The 2,621-nt window shown below is 41.4% G+C and carries 3 protein-coding genes; all 3 read right to left on the bottom strand.

Going from position 1 to position 2,621, the window contains the following annotated elements; all coding sequences use genetic code 11:
• Positions 1–117 precede the first annotated feature (117 nt).
• Genes CXF78_RS19850 through CXF78_RS19840 form a run of 3 tightly spaced genes read right to left on the bottom strand, consistent with a single transcriptional unit; the run spans position 118 to position 2,471 of the window.
• Positions 118–1,131, bottom strand: coding sequence for a succinylglutamate desuccinylase/aspartoacylase family protein (locus CXF78_RS19850; protein ID WP_011636687.1), 1,014 nt, complete (start codon positions 1,129–1,131; stop codon positions 118–120).
• Positions 1,131–2,036 carry a 30S ribosomal protein S6--L-glutamate ligase gene (rimK, locus tag CXF78_RS19845; RefSeq protein WP_011636686.1) on the bottom strand — a complete coding sequence of 302 codons (906 nt, stop codon included), beginning with the start codon at positions 2,034–2,036 and terminating at the stop codon, positions 1,131–1,133. The genes CXF78_RS19850 and rimK overlap by 1 nt, the downstream gene beginning before the upstream one ends.
• Before the next feature lie 3 nt (positions 2,037–2,039).
• Positions 2,040–2,471 carry an ATP-dependent zinc protease family protein gene (locus CXF78_RS19840; protein ID WP_011636685.1) on the bottom strand — a complete coding sequence of 144 codons (432 nt, stop codon included), beginning with the start codon at positions 2,469–2,471 and terminating at the stop codon, positions 2,040–2,042.
• Positions 2,472–2,621: the final 150 nt, after the last annotated feature.

Raw genomic sequence — 2,621 nt, 5'->3', positions numbered from 1 at the left:
GTATGCCCTACATGTTAATCAGACGCTCGAATAACCCAAGTGATATGTCCAATCCGTTAACCATACCTACTTGAGTGACAACTGAGCCAATAACTAAAAACGCCAATGCAAAAGAAATTAAGCGTATTCTTGCATAAAATCGTCAAGGTTATCGTTGATGATTTCTATCTCGTCACCGCTAAATTGCGCGATATGAAACAAGGCTTCGCCTTCATTGGTAACAGGAATATTACTGTTACCAATAATAATTCCGTCAGTAGGTGCGAGCAAAGGCGATGGTTCACCACCCAAAGGGTTAACGATGTTGGCTAACACCTGCCCTTTAGAGACGCGCTCACCCAATTTAAGCTTAATATTAACTAATCCATCAGACTCACTGCGGACCCAATAACTGCGGCTGGCATTAACACTGGTACTTTTAGTTTTAATTTTGCCTTTAGTCATACTTAAACAGCGCATCACATTGATAACGCCGTTAACGCCAGATTTAATCGACATATCACTAAAGCGCAGTGCTTCACCTGCCTCATATAAAATACAAGGAATATTCAGGCTGTTAGCATAACCGCGCATTGAACCTTCACGCGCTTTTGATGACATTATCACCGGTGCACCAAAAGCATTTGCCATGTCGAGCATCACTTCATCGTCGGTATCACAACGGATCTGCGGTAAATTATCACGATGGATAGCACCGGTATGCAAATCGACAATATGCGTTGCTCGTTTAACTAAAATACTACTAAACAAATGGGCCAAACGACTCGCTAGCGCACCTTTAGCAGAGCCCGGAAAACAGCGATTTAGATCGCGTCGATCCGGTAAATAACGAGATTGTTGAATAAAACCAAACACGTTAACGATAGGAACAATTAACAAGGTTCCCGTTAAGGTTTTAGCATTAACACGACCGAGCAAACGTCGACATATTTCGATGCCATTTAACTCATCACCATGGATTGCTGCGCAAACCAATAAAACAGGTCCCGCTTTAGTGCCGTGAAACACTTCAACGTGCAAATCCATCGGTGTATCGTTATACAGTTTTGCTGCAGGCAATTTGACACTTTGTTGAGTACCTGCCGCTACGCTAACATCACCGATAACAAACGGTTCATGCTTTTTTGCCATTAACCAACACCTTTCGTTTTTGAACTTGTGGATTTAACGTTTTTCTCAATAAACTGAATAATTTTTTCAGCAACATCAATACCAGTAGCTTTTTCGATGCCTTCAAGACCTGGAGATGAGTTAACTTCCATCACTAATGGGCCGTGTTTTGAACGTAAAATATCTACACCAGCGACATTAAGACCCATTGTTTTGGCAGCACGCAACGCGGTCGAACGCTCTTCAGGCGTTAACTTAACAATGCTAGCAGAACCCCCACGGTGTAAATTAGAACGGAACTCACCGGGTAATGCTTGGCGTTTCATTGCAGCAATCACTTTATCACCAATAACGAAGCAGCGGATATCTGCACCACCAGCTTCAGCGATATATTCTTGCACCATGATGTTAGCTTTTAGGCCCATAAATGCTTCAATAACAGATTCAGCCGCTTTACGAGTTTCAGCTAAGACAACACCAATACCTTGAGTACCTTCAAGTAACTTAATAACACAAGGGGCACCACCAACCATGTCCAATAAATCAGGAATATCAGCAGGCTTACTAGCAAAACCAGTCACGGGTAAACCAATATTCTTACGAGACAAGAGTTGCAATGAACGTAATTTATCCCGTGAGCGAGTAATAGCAACAGACTCGTTTAACGGGTGAGTGCCCATCATCTCAAACTGACGCAATACCGCGGTACCATAAAAAGTGACAGATGCACCAATACGTGGAATAACCGCATCAAATTTTGGTAGTTCTTCACCACGAACATGAATGCTAGGGGCATTCATATTGATGTTCATATAACACTTTAATGGGTCGACAATTTTTATGACATGACCGCGAGCTTCAGCAGCTTCTTTTAACCGACTTGTCGAGTATAAATTCTTATTTCTCGACATTATTGCAATATGCATTTGTTATTCTCCTGCTAGAAATGATTCTGCTGAATTAACCAAAAAACGCCCTTCTAATGCGCGGCGTCCCAATAACATTCTAAATTTCATGTGATCTCTATTGGTTAACGTCAGTTCTATGTCAAAAAGTTGGTCACCGATTAAGATCGGCGTTTTTATCACGTAGCGTTTCGTTACATGACCACCAGAGTCACTAACATCTCGGCGATCAAAGACATGGAATTCACAGACGACTTCACGATCTGAACCTTGGTCAGGGTGAAGCCAGACTCGAACCCATTTTTGGTTTTCTTTTTGAAACGGTTTTATTTTGAACGCATGTAAACAAGATGTTTTTGCGCCAGTATCCACTTTGATTTTGACTCTTTCGTTGCCAATATCAGGAAAAGTGCCCCATTCACGCCAACCCACAATACCGAGGGAATGTTCAGTCATGGTCAATCCTTTCTTGTAGAGGAATTATTCATTCCAAAGTGTTATCTTTCTAAAAATTCAATATTTGAGCAGACACCACAATTAAGTTTTTTCATTGCACTGCTCAACGTATATTTTTTGTTAACCAAACGTTAACCGACAAAGTTTTTG

Source organism: Shewanella sp. 11B5, from assembly GCF_002836795.1.
Lineage (GTDB): Bacteria > Pseudomonadota > Gammaproteobacteria > Enterobacterales > Shewanellaceae > Shewanella > Shewanella frigidimarina.
The sequence above is the reverse complement of the archived record's forward strand: the minus strand, read 5'-3'. Positions and strand labels throughout refer to the sequence as shown.